12 protein-coding genes are annotated in these 23,900 nt (G+C 42.7%); 4 read left to right on the top strand and 8 right to left on the bottom strand.

Annotated features, from left to right (window positions below):
* Window positions 1-54: 54 nt before the first annotated feature.
* Window positions 55-1,146, top strand: coding sequence for a 4-hydroxyphenylpyruvate dioxygenase (gene hppD / locus ACL6C3_RS08695; protein ID WP_413166766.1), 1,092 nt, complete (start codon window positions 55-57; stop codon window positions 1,144-1,146).
* Here the strand turns inward: hppD and ACL6C3_RS08690 are convergent.
* The 7 genes from ACL6C3_RS08690 to sufB form a co-directional block, all read right to left on the bottom strand.
* Window positions 1,127-6,100, bottom strand: coding sequence for a PAS domain S-box protein (locus ACL6C3_RS08690; RefSeq protein WP_413166765.1), 4,974 nt, complete (start codon window positions 6,098-6,100; stop codon window positions 1,127-1,129). The two genes, hppD and ACL6C3_RS08690, sit on opposite strands and share 20 nt — an antisense overlap.
* A 589-nt stretch (window positions 6,101-6,689) precedes the next feature.
* Entirely contained in the window at window positions 6,690-10,037 is a 3,348-nt protein-coding gene (locus ACL6C3_RS08685; protein ID WP_413166764.1) for an EAL domain-containing protein, read from the bottom strand.
* 326 nt (window positions 10,038-10,363) lie between these two features.
* Window positions 10,364-11,626 (bottom strand): SufS family cysteine desulfurase, encoded by a 1,263-nt coding sequence (locus ACL6C3_RS08680; protein WP_413166763.1) that lies wholly within the window; start codon window positions 11,624-11,626, stop codon window positions 10,364-10,366.
* 116 nt (window positions 11,627-11,742) lie between these two features.
* The gene (sufD, locus tag ACL6C3_RS08675) at window positions 11,743-13,083 is read right to left on the bottom strand and encodes a Fe-S cluster assembly protein SufD (RefSeq protein WP_413166762.1); all 1,341 of its coding nucleotides are present in this window, start codon (window positions 13,081-13,083) and stop codon (window positions 11,743-11,745) included.
* Entirely contained in the window at window positions 13,083-13,865 is a 783-nt protein-coding gene (gene sufC / locus ACL6C3_RS08670; protein WP_413166761.1) for a Fe-S cluster assembly ATPase SufC, read from the bottom strand. The genes sufD and sufC overlap by 1 nt, the downstream gene beginning before the upstream one ends.
* Window positions 13,866-13,879: 14 nt before the next feature.
* Window positions 13,880-14,317: a GFA family protein gene (locus ACL6C3_RS08665; RefSeq protein WP_413166760.1), complete on the bottom strand. Its 438-nt coding sequence runs from the start codon at window positions 14,315-14,317 to the stop codon at window positions 13,880-13,882.
* Window positions 14,317-15,753 carry a Fe-S cluster assembly protein SufB gene (gene sufB / locus ACL6C3_RS08660; protein ID WP_413166759.1) on the bottom strand — a complete coding sequence of 479 codons (1,437 nt, stop codon included), beginning with the start codon at window positions 15,751-15,753 and terminating at the stop codon, window positions 14,317-14,319. Before sufB ends, ACL6C3_RS08665 begins: the two co-directional genes overlap by 1 nt.
* A 219-nt stretch (window positions 15,754-15,972) precedes the next feature.
* Between sufB and sufR the strand changes: the two genes are divergently transcribed.
* Window positions 15,973-16,623 (top strand): iron-sulfur cluster biosynthesis transcriptional regulator SufR, encoded by a 651-nt coding sequence (gene sufR / locus ACL6C3_RS08655; RefSeq protein ID WP_413166758.1) that lies wholly within the window; start codon window positions 15,973-15,975, stop codon window positions 16,621-16,623.
* 256 nt (window positions 16,624-16,879) lie between these two features.
* On the top strand, window positions 16,880-17,257 hold the full coding sequence (locus tag ACL6C3_RS08650; RefSeq protein WP_413166757.1) for a hypothetical protein: 378 nt from the start codon (window positions 16,880-16,882) through the stop codon (window positions 17,255-17,257).
* A 37-nt stretch (window positions 17,258-17,294) separates the two neighbouring features.
* Here ACL6C3_RS08650 and ACL6C3_RS08645 read toward each other — a convergent pair whose 3' ends face one another.
* Window positions 17,295-20,696 (bottom strand): EAL domain-containing protein, encoded by a 3,402-nt coding sequence (locus ACL6C3_RS08645; RefSeq protein WP_413166756.1) that lies wholly within the window; start codon window positions 20,694-20,696, stop codon window positions 17,295-17,297.
* A 361-nt stretch (window positions 20,697-21,057) separates the two neighbouring features.
* Between ACL6C3_RS08645 and ACL6C3_RS08640 the strand changes: the two genes are divergently transcribed.
* Entirely contained in the window at window positions 21,058-23,823 is a 2,766-nt protein-coding gene (locus tag ACL6C3_RS08640; protein ID WP_413166755.1) for a tetratricopeptide repeat protein, read from the top strand.
* The last annotated feature ends 77 nt before the right edge of the window (window positions 23,824-23,900 follow it).

Here is a 23,900-nt window from a genome sequence, read left to right as displayed (position 1 = left end):
AACTGGGGAGGCTGGAACTGAGGGTTAATTCGGAATACCAAATAGCGGCGGTTTATGATGCAGTTTGATCATCTTCATTTTTACGTTACCAATGCCCAAGCATCACGGGATTGGTTTATTGAGAAGTTGGGTTTTGAACCTCAGGGATGCGTAACAAACGCTGATACTCATACAGAAATTGTAGGGCAGGGATCGGTTTATTTTCTGTTATCTTCTCCCCGAACCGATGGGAGTCCGGTGGCCGAATATTTGCATCAACATCCGCCCGGTATTGTCGATGTGGCGTTTCAAATTGAGGATATCGAATCTGCATTTCAACGAATTCAGGCGGAAGGGGTGAAAATTATTCAACCCCTTCGGCAAGATTCTATTAAGAATTGTCGCCTAAAATGGTTTACTATTCTGGGTTGGGGTGGGTTGCATCATACCTTAGTCGAACAGCATAATTCTCCTCAGTTTAAGTTGCTTCCTTCTGTTCCTTTTGCCCTTCCCGGTTCTCAAGTTTATTCTCCGATTATCGGAATCGATCATGCGGTTTTAAATGTGGATTCTGGAGATTTGGAAGCGGCTGTTGATTGGTACAAACGGGTTCTTTTGTTTCAGCCCAAACAGGCTTTTGATATTCAAACTCAGCGCTCGGGTTTGCACAGTCAAGTGTTGGTTAATTCTCAAAAAACCGTACAATTTCCGATTAATGAACCGACCTCAGAAACCTCTCAAATTCAGGAATTTATAGAGGTTCATCGGGGTGCGGGAATTCAACATATTGCCCTAAAAACTGATAATATTATTCAAGTTGTCGGTCAATTGAGACGGCGAGGTTTACCGTTTATTTCGGTTTCTCCTCACTATTATACTCGCTTGCAACAACAGTTAAATCCAAGTCAGTTATCGCCCACAGACTGGCAGAAAATTAAAGAGTATGAGATTTTAATTGATTTGCCGGATCAGGCTTCAGAAGCGATGTTATTGCAAATTTTCACCCAACCGATTTTTGATGAACCGACTTTCTTTTTTGAGTTTATTGAACGGAAAAATGCTTTGATTAACGGTCAATTGATCGAAGCTGAAGGATTTGGAGAAGGCAATTTTAAAGCGTTATTTGAAGCGATGGAACAGGAACAAATTAAACGTCAAATGACTTAGTTTCCAGCAACATTTCAGCTTCAGTTTTGCAGATCGGTTTTGAGAATAAATAGCCCTGTCCGTATTCACATTTTAACTGTTTAAGCTGTTCTAATTGATCCTTGCTTTCAATTCCTTCTGCAATCACTTCCATTCCTAAACTTTGTGCTAGAGTAACAATGGCTTGGGTAATCGCTTTATTTTTTAATTCCGAATTGGTAGCCACGACAAACGCCCGATCAATTTTTAGCGTATCAATGGGGAAACTGTGCAAATAACTCAAAGAAGAATAACCCGTTCCAAAATCATCTAAACTCAGTTTAATATTACGAGATTTGATCTTATTCAATATGGCTCGAACTGCGGGAGGATTATCCATCAACATACTTTCGGTAATTTCCAGCTTGAGACAGTCACTTTTTAAACCCGTTTTTAAAATAATATCATCAATTTGTTCGAGTAAATCCGGTTCTCGCAACTGACGCCCCGACAAATTGACACTCATCGTTAAATCGCCCAAATGGGGAAACTTTTTGTGCCAAGAATTCATTTGTAAACAAGCTTGGTACAGTACCCATTTACCGATTTCTACAATTAATCCTGTTTTTTCAGTAATCGGAATAAATTTAGCCGGAGAAACCCAATTTCCATCGGGATGTTTCCAGCGAATTAACGCTTCAAAACCCGCAATTTTATCCCGTTTTAAACAAATAATCGGTTGGTAATAAACCTCAAATTCTTCTCGTTCTATCGCCCGACGTAAATCGGTTTCAAGTTGCAAGCGTTCCAACATTTTTAAGTGCATCTGGCGATTAAAAATAGCCGATTTTCCCTGTCCTTGCTCTTTCGCCGAATACATGGCAATATCAGCATCCCGCAAGATTTCTTCGGGCTGTTGATACTCTGCGGTAACTAAAGCAATCCCAATACTCGCATTGGTAAACACTTGATGGCTGTCTAAAATAAACGGTAAACTCAACTCTTGTTGAATATTTTGAGCCACTTTAATCACCTGTTCGATTTGTTGAATTTCTCCCAACAAAATTGTAAATTCATCCCCGCCAAACCGGGCCAAAACATCGGATTTTCGCAAACAAGTCTTCAGACGTTCCGTGAGAGAAATTAACAGCTTATCGCCGACGGCGTGACCCAAACTATCATTAATATATTTGAAGTCATCCAAATCAAAAAATAAGACGGCAAACAAACAATCTTCTTGGGTTTTTACCCGTTGAATTGCTTCCTGCAACCGCTCCATAAAAAAGGCTCGATTCGGCAAATTTGTTAAAGTATCGTGATAGGCATTGTGTCGAAGTTTTTCTTCGGCGAGTTTGCGTTCGGTTATATTAATACTGGTGCCAACAATCCGATAAATGTGACCCTGGCGATCGCAAATGGGAGTAAGCTGAGTCAGCCAGTGAGAAAAACTATCTTGAAATTGAATCACTTCTTCGTAGCTAATCGTCTTTTGCGCCGCCACACAATCCAAGTAATTTTGACGGACATTTTCAGCAGCAGAAGGCGGTAAAACCTGTGCGGGGGTTTTTCCTTTCAGTTGGGCGTTTGTTAACTGGGTAAGCTGTTCGTGAGCCGGATTTAAACCCACATAACGAAACTCTCCATTGTCTAAAACATCCACCACAAAAATCGAAACCGCAGCCCCCTGATAAATACTTTGTAAAAACTGTTCATTCTCTCGCAATTGGGCTTCAGCTTGCTGACGTTCGGTGATATCTTCGCAAATACAAAGCAAATATTCCGGCTCCATTTCCTCATCGTAAAGCGGAACTTTCACCGTATGCAAAATCCGACGCCCCAAACTGTGACTGTGAACGGGTTCTTCAGGAATATCGAGCATCATTCCCCAATTTAACGCTTCTTGATCCTGTTGAACCATGCGTTTAGCTTGCTCGGGAGGGAACAACTGATGTACCGTTTTACCGATCACCTGTTCGCTTTTTAAGCCAAATAACCTTTCACTGGTTTTATTCCAAAACGTGAACGTTCCAAACTGTTTATGTTTCCCTTCTTTGACAAACACCGCCACCGGTAAATGATCGATTAAAGTTTGTAAAAAATTGCGGGTTTGCTGAACTTGTTGCATGGCTTGATACCGGTCGGTGACATTTCTTAAAGATGCTAAAGTTGCGGCTTTTCCCTCCCAAATAATCTCCGATACTTGCATTTCTGCCACGATCAATTCGCCTTGAGGATGGAGAATTGTCACTTCAGTCGCCCGATCAACTTTCCCATATAACGAACCAAACCAATAGTCCAAAAGTTCCCCGCTCGAACGATTAAATAAAGACTCCGCAGCCGGATTAATAAAACGAATAATTCCATCGACATCAACCACAATTAACGCATCGGATATTGCCGTAATAATCGTACTCAGGCGATGTTGACTTTCTCGCAAATCCATCTCGGCTTGTTTGCGTTCGCGAAGTGCAGCTTTCCGTTCGCTAATATCCCGCAAAATAATTGTCAAAAATGTTCCTTCTTCCAACTCCAATTTAGAAACAGAAGCTTCAGCCGGAAACTCCCTTCCATCTTGACGGCGACCGATAATTTCTAACGGTCTGATCAAGGGTTCAATCAAATTTTCTACCCGATATTCTCCCCGAGAAAATTCGGGAATTAAAACTTCTAACCCTTTACCAATCAATTCTTCGGAGGAATATCCAAAAATAGATTCCGCCCCTTGATTAAACAGTTGAATTCGGTGATGTTCATCAATGGAAATAATCGCATCTTGGGCAATTTCTAAAATTCCCCGCAAACGGGCTTCAGAAGCTTGTAACGCGACTTCGGCTTGTCGGCGTTCGGTAATATTATTTTGTACCCCAATAAAATGAGTCAACACACCCGCTTCATTAAACACCGGCGAGATGTAAAGTTCAATCCAAATTGGCGTACCATCGGAACGGTAATTTTGTAAAATAACATTGCACTCTTCGACTTGGCCGATCGCTTCTCTCAACTGGTTAATTCCAAGTTGATCGCGGTTATTTTGTTGAAAAAACCGAGGGTTGCGACCGATAATTTCTGAGCGAGAAAAGCCGGTTATCCGTTCAACTGCGGAATTGGCATAAATAATCGGATTGTCAGATTGCGTCGGATCGGTAATAATAATCCCATTACTCGCCGAATTCATCGCCCGTTCCAACAGGCGCAAACGTTCGGTAGACTGGGCTTGTTCGACGGCCGTTGCTAAAATATTGGCGATCGCTTGCAAAAAATTGACATCATCTTGACTAAAGACTCGTTTTGTGCGACTATGCGCCCCCAAGACTCCAAAATTTTGATCTTTGAAGCGAATCATAACGCACATCCCGCTAATCACATCGTGTTCTTGCAGTAAAGCAGAGGGGTTAAAGCGAGTTTCTTTCCCCAAGTCTTCCACCACCACCGGTTCGCCAGCAAGCATTGAATAACCCGCTTGAGAGTGATTTCCCGTTTGGATGCGGGTGGTTCCGACTCGTCCCTCTAACCAACCCACTCCCGCTCGCAACAACAAGCCTTCACCGTCGGGTAACAGTTCCACAATTTTGGTATACTCGACTTCGAGAACCTCGGCCATCCGGGTGAGCGCTTCGTTAAATAAGTCATCGAGGGAGGAAAGAGTTAAAGCAAATTGACCCAAATGGGCGACGGTTGCTTGTTGATGAACTCGACTGCGGAGTAAGGCTTCAACCTGTTTGCGCTCGGTGATATTGCGAGCGACGGCGTAGATTAAACGGGTTTCTAGACTGGGTGCGGCTTTCCAGGATAACCAGATGTAGGAATTATTTTGACAGCGATAGCGGTTTTCGAGTTGAATGGATTTTCCGGTTAATAATTCTTCCCATTTGGCGAGGGTTTCGGCTCGATCTTCTGGATGTACAAATGCGATCACCGGTTTGGATAACAGTTCAACTTGCGGATAGCCGAGTGTGGTTTCAAAACAGGGGTTAATTCGCTTGAAATAACCATCAAATCCGGCTATACACAACAAATCTGGGGATAGTAAAAATAAGCGATCGCGTTCTTGTTCGACTTTTTGGTATTGATGAAGTGCGGCTTCTCTGAGGGTTATTTCTTCTCGTAAAGCTTGGTTGATTTTTTGAAGTTTTTTCGTTTTTTCCCGGGAGGTTTGAGCTAAAAAGGTGCTGATTCCCACCAACAGCGAAATTGTGATTCCCCCTCCCAATAAAATCGGGGTCTGGGTGGAAGTTGGTGTTGAAAAATTAGTCTGATTTGAATCGAATTGTAATTCCTCGACTTTTTGCTCGATCTCTTCGCTGATGTCTTCAATCCATTGGGTTGGGTTCGGATTGATTAGCGTCCAAATAAAAGTTTGGTTGGAATTCCTGATTGCTGTTGAGGGGAAGTTTAGATCTTCATTAACCGTCTGTAGTTTTAGATGCTTTAAAAAATCATCGACGCTCAAAACTCCAATAATAATTTCTTGCAGCTTTTCTTGCTCAAAATAGGGGATACAAACCAGCAATATTTTTTCTTGAGACTCGGAAAATTTTAGAGGATTTACGATTAAATAATCCGTGTCTTTTAGCTGTTTTTGAGCGATTTTATCCCATTCTAATAGAGCCAGGTTTAAATCTTTCGGGTTAACTGTCCGGTTGAGCTTAGATATGATTTGTCTATTTTTGTTATTTTCATCAATCCAAATAATCGCCTGATAGCCATTGATGTTTTCTAAAAATAAACTGGCTTGGGCTTCCCGTTCTTCGGGCGAGGGTGAATGAAAATGCCATTGTTTGCTCATGTGAGTGAGCGTGAGAATTTGGTCTTTGATTTTTTCTTTCAGTTCGATTTTTAGATGGGCTTCTGTGAGTTTTATATTGCGTTCTAGTTCGGTTTTTTTTTCCTGGTTTAAGTTGTGCCAGAAGATTAAAGTTGTGCTGAGAACCAAACTCCCCGCCAAGATCGAAATTCCAATTTTTCTCCACAACTTTATATCTTTCAACTCTAACATATCAAGTCCCTGACCCAATTTTTATAATAAATTTTAGAGATTTTGCTAACTTGAAAACACAGTTTAATTCAAAATTGAAATAGACCGATTTGCATGAAAGGATTGAACTTCAATTCATTGAATAACGATTGTTGTAAGTGCGAATCCGAATTTTTATTCTTCGGCTTGACCTCAACTTTTTTAATGGCTCGGATTAGAGAGTTCAATCATCATCCCGGAAAAGCTTGTAATTAACTTTCAAGTCAAGATTCAACTCTTTAATCAGAATTCAATCCGCTTAAACGTTTCAGTAGAACCGGAAGACTCCTCTCATATTGTAACAGACAAATACAATCTGTCACTCCCAAGGAGTCCTTGAGCAATAGAGAAAACAAGAATTTCACCGCCCCAACCGTTGACAAGGATGATATAATAATGCTGGAATCCGAACTGAAAATGTGCTAGAGGACACCCCAAAATACTCGATTATTTTTCTCCCAAAGTCCCTGCAAATCCGGGGGAGTAAAGCCGTTAAATTGTCGGTGAAGTTTACAAAATGAAATAAAAAGATAAACTTCTTAAAAAACGCGGGATTGTAGTGTTCAGTGAATTAACGGATAATCGCACCGAGAAAATGGGGAACATTCCGAGCCTCTAAAGCTTCAGAAAACAAATTTCCCTGTCCGCATTCACAGCCAAGAGACTTGAGTTTTTCGAGTTGAAAAACCGTTTCAATCCCCTCGGCGATCGCATTCATTTCCAGAGCGTGAGCCAGCCTCAAAATCGCTTTAACAATCGCCGTATTGTCGTGATTTTCTCGAAGACGTCGGACAAAAGAACGGTCAATTTTCAACGTATCAATGGGGAACCGATGTAAATAACTCAAAGACGAATAACCCGTCCCAAAATCATCCAAACTCAAGCAAATATTCCGCTCTCGAATTTGGCGAAGAATTTTCAGAGCCGTTTCCGAATTTTCAATCAACAAACTTTCAGTAATCTCCAACTTCAAACAAGAACTCGGCAAACCGGTTTGAGCTAAAATGCGATCGATCTGCTCTAATAAATCCGGTTCTCGTAACTGTTGACTCGAAAGATTCACACTCACCGTCAACTCTTGAAGCTGAGGAAACTCTAGGCGCCAAAGCTGCAATTGTTGACAAGCTTGATAAAGAACCCACTCGCCAATTTGACCAATTAACCCCGTTTCTTCAGCCACCGGAATAAACAAACCCGGAGAAATCAAACCCTTATAAGGATTCAGCCAACGAATGAGCGCCTCAAAACCCATCACCTCACCAGTAGGAATCGAAACAATCGGCTGATAATGCACTTGAAACTCCTCAAGTTCCAACGCTCGCCTCAGTTGACTTTCAAGCTGTAACCGTTCAACCGCTTTTCGGTGCATTTTCGTATCAAACACCGCATAAGCGCCCTTACCCATCTCTTTCGCCCGGTACATCGCCAAATCTGCATTTCGCAGCAAATCCTCGGGACGTTCGCAACTGGCGCCGCTCAAAGCAATCCCAATACTGGCATTAGTAAACACCTCATTTCCCTTCAAATTAAACGGAAGAATCAACTGTTGATGGACCAGACGGGCCACCTCAATCGCATCGGTGACACCCCCAACCGGCTCGAGTAAAATGGTAAACTCATCCCCTCCCAGTCTCGCCAAAGTATCTCCCGGACGCAGACAACCTTCTAAGCGCCGAGCGATCGCAATCAACAATTGATCGCCAATTTCATGGCCCAAACTATCATTAACTCGCTTAAAATTATCCAAATCCAAAAACAAAACCGCAAACCATTTCCCAAACCCCTGTTGAACCCGCTTCAACACCTGAGCCAAGCGATCCAAAAATAAAGCCCGGTTGGGGAGATCGGTCAAAGTATCATAAAAAGCATGATGACGAAGCTGTTCTTCAGCTTGTTTGCGTTGAGTAATATCCTCACCAATACAAATCAAATATTCAGTATCATCATTGCGATCGCGCAGAGGTACCTTCACGGTATGCAAAATTCGCCGCCCCACCGTTGGAGTTTCCACCTGTTCTTCGGGAATATCCAAAACCCTTCCCGTTTCTAAAACGGCCCGATCTTGTTGGTCAAAACATTCAGCTTGAGAAGGCGGAAACACATCGTAAACCGTTTTCCCCAAAACCCGATCTTCGCTCAAACCAAACAACTGTTCGCAGGCTTTATTCCACAACCGAAACCGCCCAAAATCTTCGTCGGGTGAAGTCTGTTTAACAAACACCGCCACCGGTAAATGATCGATCATCGTCTGAAGAAAATTACGAGTTTGACGAACTTCCTCCTGAGCTTCGTAGCGTTCGGTAATATCATTTTGAACCCCAATAAAATGGGTCAAATGTCCGCGATCATTAAAAACCGGAGCGACTTGCAGATCATTCCAAAACAAACTACCATCCCGACGATAATTTTGTATAACAACCCGACATTCTCGACCTTGTAAAATTGCAGTTCGCAGGCGCTCAACTTGAGAAGAATCGGTTTGCGGCCCCTGCAAAAAACGACAGTTCTGCTCGATCACCTCCTCCCTACTGTAGCCGGTAATCCGTTCAAAACCGGCATTAACATAAATAATCGGATTATCGGCTTCGGTCGCATCGGTAATAATAATCCCGTTGCTGCTGGCATTGATCGCCCGTTCCATCAAATACAGACTGTCAGTAGACTGCTTGCGGGCGATCGCGGTCGCAATAATATTGGCGATCGCCTGAGCAAAATTGAGATCGTCGGTGGTAAAGGTGCGTTGGGTGGAGGTGTAAACGCTTAAAACCCCATAGGGTTGGTCTTCTTCGCCGATGATCACGCTCATTCCGCTAACAATGCGATGGTTGTGAAGCATCGGTTCTCCAGTGAAGCGGGTTTCGACTCGCAGATCTTCGACCACAACCGGCTGTTTTTGAGCCAGAGTATAGCCCGCGTGGGACTGAGAACCGGCACTGATGCGAGCATAGCCCACCAGTCCAGACGACCAACCGACACCGGCTTTTAACAGTAGAGCGTGACCGTGCGGTAACAGTTCTAAGATGTTGACAAACTGAACGTTTAAAGTTTGGGCGACGAGGGTGGTAATTTTCCCCAATAATTCCTCAAGGTTGGTTTGACTGAGCGCATATTGACCGAGCCAAGCCACCGCCGCTTGTTGTTCAATGCGCGATTGTAATTGTGCCACAGAGCGCTTATATTCGGTAACATCCCGAGCAACCGCATACAACAGTCCTTCTTCTACAAACGGCGCCGCAGTCCAAGATAACCAGCGATAACTTCCATCCCGACAACGATAGCGGTTTTCAAAGTTAAAAGCGGGTTTTCCTTGGGCTATCTGTTCAAGTTCGGCTTTGGTGGCGTCTCGATCGTCCGGGTGTACAAATTCCGACAGGGGAACCGATAAAAGTTCCGCTTCCGTATAGCCGAGGGTGGTAACAAAAGCGGGGTTTACCCATTGAAAATAGCCCTCAAAACTGGCAATACAAAGTAAGTCCAGCGAAAGACTAAAAAAGCGCTCCCGTTGTTGGATAAAGGGTTCACATTGAGGCGGTGTTGGGGTGAAAGGATCGACCGCTGAGTTGGCGTCTGAGTCCGGGTTGATGTCGGCTGAATTGGCGAATTTCGTCGCCATCGCCCCCACTAACATGGCGACTCCTAATGTGAACCAAGTTAAGTGAAATTTTCCCGCTTCGGTGATGTATTCTTGAAGCAGTAGGGATTGACAGAGTATCAGTGTTGTTCCTAAAATTCCAGCACCGATCAGCATTGTTATCCATGTTTTACCCAGAATGTTTCCTGTTGTTAGAGGATTTACAGGGAGATATTTTCTCACCTGACGTAAAATTTCCATTGTTATGAAATTAATGATTAACCGACTAAACTCTTGATCTTGATAGTAGATGCACATCCCTTCATTTGGCTTTGTCGTTGATAACATTGGTTAATCGTTCAGCAGTTCGATCTCATAACTTTCGGGGTAAAATAGACAAAGCCGATACGCGCTCGGTTTCCCGACATCGACCGATACTCGTTTTGATCCGACCCCAATTGCTGAGATCTCTTAAACGGCACCGGATTGACTTAAAGTTTTATCTTAGATGAAAACTTTGAAAAATTCAGTCTGATATCGTACCGTGTTTTGGGGATCGACGCAATCACACTTGAGATAGAGGCGGTCGCATCTATCCTGAATTAAAAATCCCCCGTCTAATGACAGGGGACTCGCCAGGATTTAACTAATCAATCCGATAACATTTGATTAACTCAGGAAAACATCTGATTAAAAAAGGCGATCGCTTCTTTCAACTGGGTGACAAACACATCAATTTCTTGTCGGGTGTTGTAAAAATACAAACTCGCCCGGGCTGAAGCATTGATCTTCAAATATTGATGCAATGGTTGAGTACAATGATGTCCGGATCGAATAGCTACCCCGCTATCATTGAGTAGAGTTGATAAGTCATTGGCATGAATTTCTCCGGCGGTAAATGTTGCCAAAGCCGCCCGTCCAGAACCGTCTGCTTCGGGTTTTGGCCCGTAGATTTTCAACTCGGGAATCTCTTTCAATTTATCAAATAAATAGGCGGTTAATTCCTGTTCATAAGCATGAATTTTATCCATACCGATTCCGGTTAAATAATCCACCGCCGCCCCCAACGCGATCGCTTCTCCAATCGCCGGAGTTCCCGCTTCAAATTTATGGGGTAATTCTCCGTAGGTAAACCGATCTAAATACACCTCATCAATCATTTCCCCACCCCCTAAAAAGGGCGGCATTTCTTTGAGAATTTCTAACTTTCCGTACAAAAATCCAATCCCCGTCGGGCCGCACATTTTATGACCGGAACCCACCAACCAATCACAGTCCATTGCTTGCACATCTACGGGCATATGAGGCAAACTTTGGCAGGCATCAATCAACACTTTCGCGCCGTTTTCGTGGGCGATTTTACAAATGTCTTCAACGGGATTAATACAGCCCAAAACGTTAGAAACATGAACGACAGAAACCAGCTTAGTATTGCTAGAAATTAAACCCTTAAACTGTTCTAAATCAAAAGTTTGCGTTGCCGTCAGTTCAACAAACTTTAACACCGCCCCCGTGCGTTGGGCGATCATCTGCCAGGGAACCAAATTACTGTGATGTTCCATAACAGAGAGAATAATTTCATCCCCCGCTTTCAGATGATTTAACCCCCAAGAATAGGCGACCAAATTAATCGCTTCGCTGGCATTGCGAGTATAAACAATTTCCTGATAGGAAGCCGCATTGACAAAGTTCGCCACTTTTTGACGGGCGGCTTCATATTCATCGGTGGCTTTGGCACTCAAAGCGTGAACCCCGCGATGAACATTGGAGTTATACCCTTCGTAATAATTTCGCAGGGCATCAATAACCGCTTTCGGCTTTTGAGACGTGGCGGCGTTATCAAAATAAATTAACGGATGATCGTTAACATTTTGATGCAAAATCGTAAAGTCCGAACGAACTTTTTCCGCCAAGGTTTTTTCTTGAATTAAAGTCATTTTTGCTTATCCTTTTTCTGCTGTATGTTCAAAATTAAGAGAGAAAATACTGGGAAACAATTCTGTAGGGGCGTATGGCATACGCCCTTTGGAGACCTTCTCAAACCCGTAATTTGTTAGCTAATTTCGGTGCGACAAGCCACACAGCGAGTCAAAGTTTGTCGTAAAGAGTCAAACGGTAACTTCTGCAAAATTTCCGCAGCAAAAGCATCAATTAATAAATAACGACTGGTGCGATCATCCAAACCTCTACTCCGCAAATAGAAGATTTCATCTTCTTCTAATTGACTCACCGTCGCCCCGTGAGAACATTTAACATCATCGGCGACAATTTCTAATTGCGGTTTGGTATTAATTCTCGCGTGGGGTGAGAGTAACAGATTTTGACTCAGTTGGTTAGCATTGGTTAATTGGGCGGCTTTCGACACCACAACCCGTCCGTTAAATACACCTCGGGCGCGATCGTCGAGGATACATTTATGCAGTTGGTTGTAGATCCCGTGTCGATGATTAAAAAAGGTGGCGCTGTGTGTATCGGCTAACTGTTCTTCTCCGATTAAAGTTAACCCATTTAGCGTGGTTTCGGTTCCCTCTCCGGTTTGATCGATATCGAGGTTATGACGGGATAATTTCGCCCCCAAACTAACTGTATTGAGGGTATAACGGCTATCTCGGGCTTGAGAAACTGCACTTCTACCAATATGAAAGGCATTCGGTGCATCCCGTTGGACTCGGGTATGTTTAATTTCGGCGTTTTCTTCGACCCAAATTTCGGTAACGGTGTTCACAAAATAGGGATGATGCGTTGAGAAACCCGAACAATCTTCTAAACTAGCATAGTGTTCGATGAAGCTAAAAGCGCTTCCGGTTTCTGCCACAACTAACGCCCGAGGTTGACTCATTCTCGGCGTATCATCTGCGGTGGAAATAAAGAGTAAATGCAATGGCGTTTCTACAACTTTATTTTTCTCCACCCAAATTACAGCCACATCCGTTAACGCTGCGGTATTGAGGGCGGTAAAAATCTCGGAATTTCCGGGTTGTTTGTCGAGATAATTGTCAAGTTTCTCGCCCAAAGATGCGGGTAAATTTCCGAGTGAACCCGCAAACAGTCCGGCTGCTTCGGAGAGGGTTGATAAATGGGGCGCGTACACCCCATCAACAAACACCAAGCGGCTATTTTCGGCTTCGGGTAACGTCAGTGGTGAAATATCTTTTAGGGTTAGCTGAACAGGTTTAGCCGCTTCAAAATTGACCTGCAACAAACCAGACAAATTCGTAAACCGCCAATCTTCGTCTTTTGAGGTTGGAATTGCTCTTTCTTGTAACTCGGTTGCGGCGCGATCGCGAAGTTTTTGTAGATGCGAATTTGGATAAGCAACTGTTTGGCGACTCGCCAAGGTTAACAATTGCTGCAAATAAGAAACTTCGGGTTTATTTTGTACTTGTGTAACCATTAAACTCCCACTGTTGCTGCTTCAATCACTTCATCGTAGCCTTTTTCTTCGAGTTCCAAGGCTAATTCTTTGCTTCCGGTTTTGATGATTTTTCCGGCTTGCATTACGTGAACAAAATCTGGCACAATATAGTCCAAAAGTCGCTGATAGTGCGTAATCACCAACATACAATTATCGGGCGTTGCTAACTGGTTTACACCACCGGCAACAATTTTCAGCGCATCAATATCCAAGCCGGAATCGGTTTCATCCAAAATGGCTAATTTCGGTTCTAATAATGCCATTTGTAAGATTTCATTGCGCTTTTTCTCTCCCCCAGAAAAGCCTTCATTCACACTGCGTTCAAGAAACTCGGGCTTCATTTTAACTACTTCTAATTTTTCGCGAATTAGATCGTCAAAATCAAAGGCATCAATTTCTTCTTCTCCCCGACTTTTCAACCGAGCGTTATAAGCCGCCCGCAGAAAGTCTAAGTTGGTTAAACCGGGAATTTCTAGAGGATATTGAAACGCCAAAAATATCCCCGCTATCGCCCGTTCGTTGGGTTCTAATTCTAACAAATTCTGACCCAAAAAGGTAATTTCTCCGCCCGTAACTTCATAAGCCGGATGACCCGCCAGCACTTTAGAAAACGTGCTTTTTCCGGAGCCATTTTGACCCATGATCGCGTGAATTTCTCCAGCTTTTATCTCTAAATTTAACCCCTTGAGAATCGGCGTTCCGTCAACGTTGGCGGTTAAATTTCGGACGGACAGAATTACTTCGCTATTTTCTTTAATCATCTGTTTGTTTTCCATTATTGATTCAGAAACTCAGCCTCGGCTGGATGTTGTTGAGGATATCTCGGTAAATCATCGCTGAGGTGCAACCATTCCAGTTGGGTTGATGTCCAAATGTGGTCTTGGGGTAGGCAATTATTGGGTTGGTCTAAACTCCCCAAAGTCACTCCGATATATTGAGGTGCGCGACTATCTTTATAGAATAATTGCGTTCCACAAATCGGGCAAAAACTACGTTCTCCGTGTTCGGAAGATTTAAAGGTAGTTGCTTCTTGGTTGAGGGAAAAGTTTGAGATTTCAAAATGAACCCATGACCCAAAAGCCGCCCCAGAAGTTCGCCGACAAATATGACAGTGACAATGACCAACCCAAACGGGATTTCCCTTAACTTGATAACGGATGTTCTGACAAAAACAGCCGCCATTGTATTGAGGTTCTGACATTTGAGAACGCATTAACCGACGGTTCCTTCTAATTTCAGACTCAGTAATTTATCGGCTTCAACTGCAAATTCCATCGGCAATTCGTTGAAGACATCTTTACAGAATCCGCTAATAATTAGGGAGACGGCATCTTCTTCGGAAATTCCCCGTTGAGTTAAGTAGAACAGTTGATCTTCTCCGATTTTTGAGGTGGAAGCTTCGTGTTCAACTTTGGCGGTGTTGTTGTCAACTTGAATATAGGGGAATGTATTCGCTTGGGAGTTATCCCCGATTAACATTGAATCACATTGAGAATAGTTGCGGGCGCCTTCTGCTTTCGGCCCCATTTTCACCAAACCCCGATAACTATTGGATGAATTTCCGGCAGAGATTCCTTTAGAAATAATCGTGCTGCGGGTATTTTTACCAATATGTACCATTTTGGTTCCGGTGTCGGCCTGTTGTTTGTTATTGGTCAGGGCAACTGAGTAAAATTCTCCCACAGAATTGTCCCCAACTAACACGCAACTGGGATATTTCCAAGTAATGGCCGAACCGGTTTCTACTTGGGTCCAAGAAATCTTGGAATTGACGCCTTTACAGAGTCCGCGTTTGGTGACAAAGTTGTAAATTCCGCCAAGACCCTTTTCGTCGCCGGCGAACCAGTTTTGAACGGTAGAATATTTGATTTCGGCGTTATCCAATGCCACTAATTCCACAACGGCGGCGTGTAATTGGTTGGTGTCAAACATCGGGGCGGTACAGCCTTCGAGGTAGGTGACGGAACTGCCTTCTTCGGCAACAATTAACGTGCGTTCAAATTGACCTGAGTCGCCGTTATTGATGCGGAAATAGGTTGACAAATCCATCGGACATTTTACACCTTTGGGGATGTAAACGAAGGAACCGTCGCTAAAGACTGCGGAGTTGAGGGCGGCGAAGAAGTTATCGCCAACGGGAACCACGCTTCCCAAGTATTTTTCAATTAATTCGGGATGTTCTTTGACGGCTTCGGAAATCGAACAGAAAATTACTCCATCTTCGGCGAGTTTTTCTTTGAAGGTTGTTCCGATGGAAACGCTATCAAATACCGCGTCAACGGCGACATTGGCCAAACGTTTTTGTTCGGAAAGGGAAATCCCCAGTTTCTCGAAAGTTTCGAGGAGCGTCGGGTCTACTTCGTCGAGACTGCCTTTCTTTTCATTTACTTTTGGGGCAGAATAGTAAACAATATTTTCGTAATTGATCGGGGGATAGTCAACGTGCGGCCAAGTGGGTTCGCTCATTTTCAGCCATTGCTGATAAGCTTTCAGGCGAAAGTTTAACAGAAATTCTGGCTCGTTTTTCTTGGCGGAGATCAGACGTACAACGTCTTCATTGAGACCCGCCGGGATGGAGTCGGATTCGATATCGGTGACGAAGCCGTACTTATAGGGTTGGTTGACTAGATTTTTAACTGAAGCAGTCATAGGCTTAATTTGTTTAGTGTTCTTCTCAATAAGGGCCAATCAGTTGTTTACCGATAGCAGATGGGTGAGGGAACTCGGGTGTTAGCCTCGGGCCTTCTGTCCTCCGTCCCGGCACTCGGAACTTAAACAACAGATTTGTTACTTAAGTCTATTTTAAGCTACATTAACAACAAGTGCATTGTCAAAGTCTAATTTTGTAAATTTTTATAAAAAATACCAATGACCACCACTCAGCAGCATTCGACTAAGCGGGATATCGTGCAGCAGCTTATCAAGCGGGGTCAAGCCACAGCGCACGAGTTGGCAGAGTCCCTCGAAATCAGTCCCCAAGCGATTCGCCGTCATCTCAAAGACCTAGAAGCCGAAGGTGCGATTCAATACGAGTCTGTCCAGGTGGGGATGGGAAGACCGCAGCATATTTATCAGCTTACCAGTCAGGGGCGCGATCGCTTTCCCAAACGATATGATGAGTTTGCGATTTCGTTCCTCGATACGTTAGCCGAAACGGTTGGACACGAACAAGTTAGTCAAATTTTACACAAACAATGGCAGCGTAAAGCCTTGGAATATCGCCAGCAGGTGGGAACGGGTTCGGTGAAAGAACGGGTTGCTAAGTTAGTGGAACTTCGCAAAGCTGAAGGCTACATGGCGGAATGGTATCCGGTAGAGTCTTCGAGTCCGGAAACCGAACGGTATGTTTTAACCGAGCATAACTGCGCTATTTCTAATGTGGCGGAATCGTTTCCGAGTGTTTGCGGCCATGAATTAGAGATGTTTAGTGCAGTTCTATTTGATTGTACAGTAGAGCGAACCCACTGGATTGTTAATGGCGAACATCGCTGTGGATATCTGATTATCAGTGAACAGTGAACACCTGACCAGTCACCAGTGAAAACAGTGATCAGTAACCAGTTATCAGTTATCAGTAGGGGCGGGTTCCCAATTGATGTATGTTTCCCACAGAAAACTTATATAAACCCGCCCGAACCTCCTCAGAGGGTGAAAACAGTTTACAATTTTTTCCCTGTAGGGGCGGGTTCCCAATTGATGTATGTTTCCCACAGAAAACTTATATAAACCCGCCCCATAGTGGCAGTCGATTTAATGTTGAATTTTTAATTAAGTTATGCAACCAACAATGGAATTTTTGACCACAGAAGAAGCGATTAAAGTTGATGCGGCTTTATTGTCGTCGAAAGAAAAATTTTCCACTCGATTGGCCATTTATGCCCTAAGATGTTTGAAACAAATTGCTGCTGAAAAAGAAATTTCAGTCTCGGAGGTCACATCCGAACAAGTTTCCGACTGGATTAAACAAGATGAGAATATTCAACAACAACTCGAAGTGGATAGCAGTTTTGAAATGTTTTTTACTCGTTTGGTGTTGTCGTCGTTGAACCCTTTAAAACAAATCGCCATCGAAGAAGATAAACCGATTGAAAATCTAACAGTAGAACAGGTGATTGCTTGGTTTGAGAAAGAGAGTAAAATCCGACAAGAATAAGGAATTGAACGGGCTTTTTTTCGGTTTTGAACCGCAATTATTGGGTGAGAAACTGTTGGGATTTGAGTAACTGTTCGGCTTCGATCGCATTCACCGGTTTTGAGAAAAAATAACCCTGTCCATACTCGCATCCTAAGGCTTGAAGACGTTTTAATTGTTCGTAGGTTTCCACACCTTCGGCAATTACATCCATTCCTAAAGTGTGGGCTAAGGTGATAATAGCTTGGACAATGGCTGTGTTTTCCGGGTCTAAATTCATTCGGGTAATAAAAGAGCGATCAATTTTCAGGGTATTGATGGGGAATTTATGCAGGTAGCTTAAGGAGGAATATCCGGTGCCAAAATCATCGAGACTTAAACGGATATTTTTCCCTTGAATTTGCCTAAATTTCTCTTGAACAATCTGGGGATTTTCCATCAATATACTTTCGGTAATTTCTAACTTTAGCGTTTGGGGATTAATTTGAGTTTGTCTAATAATTTTATTAATATTTTCGACAAAATTAGATTCTTGAATTTGACGATCTGACAAATTAACACTCATGCTTAATTCCCGCATTTGTATCCCCCCTAGCCCCCCTTCGTAAGGGGGGAAAAACAGTTGATGCCAAGCGTGGAGTTGAGTGCAAGCTGTTTGTAGCACCCAATAACCCAGATCAATAATTAATCCGGTTTCTTCGGCAACTGGAATAAATTCAGCCGGAGACATCCAACTATTTTTTGAATGGAACCAACGAATTAAAGCTTCAAACCCGACAATTTGATAAGTTTTTAAACAAACAATCGGCTGATAATAAACTAAAAATTCTCGCTGTTCCCAAGCACAACGCAAGTCCGTTTCTAGCCGCAGTCGTTTCTGACTTTTTTGGCGCATTTTAGAGTTAAAAAAAGCATAACAATTCTTTCCCCTCTGTTTGGCGGAATACATGGCAATATCCGCATCCCGCAACAGTTCTTCGGGATAGGTATACTCGGGATTCATCAAAGCAATTCCCATACTAGCATTGCTAAACAATTGATGACCCGTGAGATTAAATGGAAAGGTTAATTGCTGCTGAACGTTCTGCATGACCCCGACAACTTGATCGAGGTGTTGAATATCTTTTAAGAGAAAGGTAAATTCATCCCCTCCCAAACGCGCCAGAGTATCATCAGGACGCAAACAAGTTTCTAGGCGACGAGCGATCGCAATTAACAATTGATCCCCGATAATATGTCCCAAACTTTCATTAACAAATTTGAAGCCATCGAGATCTAAAAAGACCACCGCAAATGACGTCTGATTTAAGGTTTTGGTTTGATAAATCGCTTGTTCCAACTGCTTCATAAATAAAGCCCGGTTGGGTAAGTTGGTCAGCCCATCGTAAAAAGCGCTGTGTCGCAGTTGTTCTTCAGTTTGTTTGCGTTCGGTAATATCTTCAGAAATACATAAAAAATACTCTAATTCGTTCATGCTGTTATAAATTGGAACTACCAAAGTATGCAGCAAACGTTCTCCCCTACGGGGAGTTTTAATCGGTTCTGAGGGGATTTCTTGCAGACTTCCCGAAGCTAATATCTTTTGATCGGCTTCTAGAATTCGATTAGCTTGCTGAGGAGAAAACACCTGATGAACGGTTTTTCCCATGACTTCTTCGGCGCTGAGTCCGTAGAGTTTTTGACAGGTGGAATTCCACAAATTTAACCGACTTTCAAGACCCATTTCTGAGTTCACTTGTCGAGAAAAAATAGCCAGGGGAAGATGATTGATGAGGGTTTTAAGAAAGTTCCGGGTTTGTTGAATTTCTTGGATGTTTTGGTAGCGTTCGGTGAGATCTCGCAAAGATGCTAGAGTTGCTTTTTCTCCTTCCCAGTCAATCTCAACCGCTCGCATTTCGGCGATCACTTGCTTTCCTTCGGGTTGTAAAATGGTTAACTCTGTCATATTTTCTTGAACTATAAAATTTCCCATCCAATAACCAACCAGTACAGACTCAGAGCGCCCAAATAAAACTTCCGCAGCCGGATTGACAAAACGAATTAGACCGTGACTATCGAGAACCAGCAAAGCATCAGAAACCGCTGCAACGATCTTTTTAAGACGGGCTTGAGACGCTTCCAGTTCGGCTTCAGAGCGAATGCGTTGACTAATATCTTTTTGAATCCCGATAAAATGAGTCAGTTTTCCTTGAGTATTAAAAATAGGTGAAATAAACAGTTCGTTCCAAAACAGACTTCCATCTTTGCGATAGTTTCGTAGAATTACATTACATTCTTTGCGAGCGATAATTGCTTCTCGAATGGTCTTGAGTTCCGGTTGATTTCGGTCGTTTCCCTGCAAGAAGCGACAATTTTTGCCGATGATTTCCGATCTTGAATAACCGCTGGTCTGTTCAACAGCAGTATTCGCATAAATAATCGGATTATCGGGTTGATTGGGATCGGTGATAATCATGCCATTATTCGCCGAATTTATGGCTCGTTCTAATAGGTGTAAATGTTCTTCGGAGCGGTACCGCTCTACAGCCATTGCTAAAATATTGGCGATCGCTTGCAGAAAATTAATATCATCTCTGCTAAATTTACGCCGTTTTGTACTGTAAACCGTTAAAACTCCGAAGGGTTTTTCTCTCGAACCAATCACCACACTGACCCCGCTGATAATCTGATGATTGTTTAGCAAAGATGACCCATCAAAACGGGTTTCATGTCGCAAATCTTCGACGATTATCGGTTCACTCTCAAGCAAGGTATAACCCGCTTGTGTTTGGTAATTTAACTCCACAGTAGCAGTTTCAATAACACCCGCTTCCCATCCAAAATCGGCTTTGATTAAAAAGTTGTTCTGCTCTGGGATTAGTTGTAAAATTTTGCTATACTTAACTTCTAGAATCTCGGCAACAATCCTGACCGATTGCTGAAATAATTGATCGAGCCAAGATGTTTCCTCTACATCAAGATTTTTTTCTAAGGCGAATTGACCCAGTTGAGCAACAGCCGCTTGTTGACTCATCCGCGATCGCAATTGAGTTTCGGTCTGTTTTTGAGGGGTTATATCTCGGGCTATCCCATAAATTAAATGATTTTCCCGATCGGGTATCGCCGTCCAAGATAACCATTTGTAGGAATTATCCTGACAGCGATAGCGATTTTCAAAATTAATGATAGACTTTTGATTGAGAAGCTGTTCAAAGGCCAGAAGGGTTGCCGTTCGATCTTCCGGATGAACAAATTCAATCCAGGGTGTAGTTAATAATTCCTCTGAGGTGTAGCCTAATGTGGTTTCAAAAGCCGGGTTAACTTGCTTAAAATAACCGTCAAACCCCTCTATAGCTACCAAGTCAGGTGAGAGCATGAACAAACGGTACAGGCTTTCATTCCTCGCTTTTTGATTCGCAGCTATTGAGGAACTTGTTCGATAGAGATTGAATATTTTTTGAATAAAATTCCAGGCTCTCATCGTACCCATTTCTCTTAAAGATGATTTTCAGTGAAACTTTTTACAATCCGAGTTTTCAAAATTTTATTGTCATAAGTAAAATAATTGTTTTGAGTTATGATTCAACGATTCTTAAAGCCGGAGATGTTTGAGACTATATACAACGTTATATATAGTGTATTTTTGTCAGCTAAAAAAAAAACGGAATTTATACAAAAGTTTACCATTAATTTACCCTTCTTTACAATCAAGCTCGGCCTAATTAGGAATTAATGAACTCCTCTAAAATGTTACAATTTTTCCCAACCCTAAAAATCTTTACCAAGCTAATATTAAGGCTTGATTGTCCAAGAACCTATCGATTATTTTTAGAGCATTCAACATGAAGATTGAACAACAACTTCAACTCGCACTTGTCCATTTAGAACAGGGAAAAATTGAGAGTTCCCTAAAGATTTGTAAACAAGTTCTCCATCAATCTCCCCACTGTGCGATCGCCTATCGAATTTTAGGGAATATCCGAGAAGCTGAAAAAGAGTTAACCGAGGCGGCTTTAGCTTATACAAAAGCCATTGAACTCCAACCTGATGATGCACAAGCTTACGCCTATCTCGCTCAACTTTACCGGGATGCTGGATGGATTGATGATGCAGTTCTGCTTTATCAAACGGCCATCTCACTCCAAAAAAACTGGATAGAGTTATATTACCATTTGGGAGAGGCTTTATACAAACAAGGAAATTTTGATGAATCCATTTCTAGCTACCAACAAGCGATCGCCCAAAACCCGAAATATGTCCAAGCTTATCTGGGTTTGGCGCTAGTTTTGAACACTCAATCTCAAATTGATCGCGCTATTGAACTCCTCAAACAAGCCATTGATATCGTTCCAACTTACACGGAAGCTTACAACGTTTTGGGCTGTTTACTGCTGGAAAATAACCAATCCTCCGAAGCCGTTGAAATCTTGCAAAAGGCGATTACTCAAAAACCTAATTGGGCAATACTTTATAATAATCTCGGACAAGCTTTGCTCGCACAGGACGAAAAACAGCAGGGGATTTTAGCTTATCATCGCGCCCTAGAATTGCAACCGGATCTAACAGTTACTTATCTAAATTTAGCCAAACTTTATCAACAGCAGAACTTTCATAAAATAGCCGTTGATTTTTTTAAAAAAGCCCTCGAACACAGCCCGGAAAATATTCTCGCCTATAGTGACTGCGGTTATTCGTGGCAAAAACAAGGTCAATTTGATCGGGCGATGATGTATTATCAAAAAGCAATTTCTTTAGATCCTAAATTTGTCGAAGCCTACTGTCGTCGGTTTGAGTCGATGTCGATCTCCCAGACGGAAACCGATGAGTGGGAACTCGCCCAAAACGCTTGTGTTCGTTTCCTCCGCAGTTTACAACAATTTAACTTCGATTCCGGGAACATTACCCCCTCCAATCCGTCTAAAGAGTCTCTAGACCTCTATAATCATTTAGTTCAGTTTCATGTGCATTTAGCAAACGCTTTGGCGGAATATGGTAAATTCGATAAAGCCGCGAGACATTATCAAAATGCCTTGCAAATTCAGCCGCAGCGAGTGGAAATTTACTGGCGGCTAGTCGATTGTTTTATTCAACAAAAACAGTGGAATTCGGCAATCGCTATTTGTAATTTAGCCCGAGCGTTCAGGGATAAAAATCAACAGTTCATTTCCGAAATTGATCTGCTTTTAGGCTATATTGCCGAAAATCAAGAACGTTGGGAAACAGCCATTTATTATTATACTAAAGTGTTGCAACAGGGTCAAATTTATAACGCTAATCTTATTTCAAAACTCGCTAATTTATCAGAAAAAAATCCACCGCAACAGCAACCTCCCCAAGACGTTTGTCTGTCTACCAAAAATTGGCTAGATCAACAGTTAACTGTTACCATTCAGCCCAGTTGTAGGGGCGGGTTCTACACAGATTTACATCTCTCAGAAACAACCGATATAAACCCGCCCTCTTCCTTATCTTCCTCCGCTTCCTCTCAAGACTGTGGGGGATTGGAATGTCAACGCTGTTTAAAACAGATTGGTCAACAATTTGAATTAATCAATTTAGGACATGGAATTTCTGTAAATTCACCCGAAAAATCGGTTCCAATTCCTGAGTTTGAAACCTTTGTTGCTATTATTCCGAATGGACGGGCTTGGATTGTTCCTCAAGAAAAGTCTTGGATGGTGTGTAAAGCGATCGCAATTCTCACACCCGATAACCAATTATTAGCTGATGTTTCTCGGGAATATCCCGGCGAACTTCCCGGATGTCAGGGTTATAATCCCGAAAATCATCAAGTTTTTCACCAGAAAAAATTACCGCCGGTCAAGTCAGTAAAAGGATCGGTGGCGGTATTATCGGGACTCTCGGGAAACATTTATTTTCATTGGATGGTGGATGTTTTACCCCGGATTGACTTATTGCGTCAAAGTGGGATAAAATTAGAGGAGATTGACGGGTTTGTGGTGAATAGTTATCAGCTACCTTTTCAGCGAGAAACGTTAAATCTGTTGGGAATACCGACAGAAAAGCTGTTAGAAAGCGATCGCCATTGTCACCTGCAAGCGGAACGGTTAATTGTGCCTTCTTTTGCCGGACATTTGGGGTGGTTACAGCCTTGGGCGATAGAGTTTTTGCGAACTACGTTTTTACCGTTAGCCGTTGAGAAAAACCCAAATTCACCCGAACGAATTTATATCAGTCGGGCGAAAGCCAGACACCGACAAGTGATCAATGAAACTGAAGTGATGGAAGTGTTGCGTCCTTTGGGGTTTGTAGAGGTATTTTTGGAGTCTTTATCCTTTGGCGAGCAAGTGCGTTTATTTGCTCAGGCGAAAGCGATTGTTGCGGCTCACGGAAGCGGTTTGACAAATATTGTTTTTTGTAGTAAAGATGTTAAAGTGATAGAATTGATCTCACCCCATTACGAACGATATTATTATCGGGTAATCAGTCAATATCTGGGGTTAGAACATTACTCGCTGACAGGAATTGGTTTGGCTTGCTATCCGATTCTGAGTTTAATGTATCCCAACCCGCTGATTGAAGATCTATGCGTTAATCTCAGCGCCCTCAAGCGATTAATCAAGCGAATGGGACTCAAGGACAGCTAAATCGGGGGCGAGGGTACATCTACAGCGATCAAAAAATATTTTTTTTATTTGTGACACCAAAAAGACTACAATTAATA

This window comes from Capilliphycus salinus ALCB114379 (assembly GCF_047276495.1).
In the GTDB taxonomy this organism is placed as follows: Bacteria; Cyanobacteriota; Cyanobacteriia; order Cyanobacteriales; family Microcoleaceae; genus Capilliphycus; species Capilliphycus salinus.
The sequence above is the reverse complement of the archived record's forward strand: the minus strand, read 5'-3'. Positions and strand labels throughout refer to the sequence as shown.